Annotated in this window: 1 protein-coding gene; it reads right to left on the bottom strand. The window is 68.6% G+C overall.

All coding sequences use genetic code 11. The features are described from left to right. Positions 1–412: substrate-binding domain-containing protein (locus QMX79_RS20825; protein ID WP_282248471.1), on the bottom strand; the 412-nt coding region annotated here is incomplete at its 3' end. Positions 413–662 lie beyond the last annotated feature (250 nt).

The following is a 662-nucleotide window of genomic DNA, read 5'->3' as shown; positions in this document are numbered from 1 at the left end:
CTTCCAGGCCGTCGATGTTCACCACCGGGACCACGCCGCCGATGGCGGACGGGAACTGGCCCAGGCCGGCCTGGGCCAGCTCTTCGCTGGACAGCGGCTTGTCGGAGGAACCGAAATCAACCGTGCCGGCCTTGATCTGGGCGATACCGCCGCCCGAACCGATCGACTGGTAGTTGACCTTGGCGCCGGTGGCGGCGTTGTAGTCGGCCGACCACTTGGACACCAGCGGGAAGATGAAGGAGGCGCCGGCGCCGGAAATCTCGGCGGTCAGCTTGTCGCCGGCGGCCGGGGCAGCGGCGGGCGCGCCTTCTGCCGGGGCGGTGGCCTGGCCTTCGGCGGCCGGCTTGCAGGCGGACAGGCCCAGCGCGATGGCCAGGGAAAGGGCGGCGAGGCTGGCCGAATGCAGTTTCATGCGTCACTCCGTAGCGGGATAGGGGGCCGGTCTCGCCGGCTGACGCTGCTATGAAATGATGTTTTTGTTACAGCTTGATGACGCCGTGACCGGGGGCACGTTGCAGGCCCGTGGGGCAAGGGCTGGCGGGGGTGTCTACAGCGGCTGCCGGTGAATCGAGCGCCGGGGCGGCATACCCTTTCCGGCGAATGTCCCCCGGCGTCGGCCGTAGGCCGACACCTCCTCCTTTACTTCGCCTCCAAGGGTATGC

Origin of the sequence: Stenotrophomonas sp. PS02300 (genome assembly GCF_029959395.1) — a bacterium.
In the GTDB taxonomy this organism is placed as follows: domain Bacteria; phylum Pseudomonadota; class Gammaproteobacteria; order Xanthomonadales; family Xanthomonadaceae; genus Stenotrophomonas; species Stenotrophomonas maltophilia_AD.
This window is presented reverse-complemented; position numbering and strand designations above follow the sequence as displayed.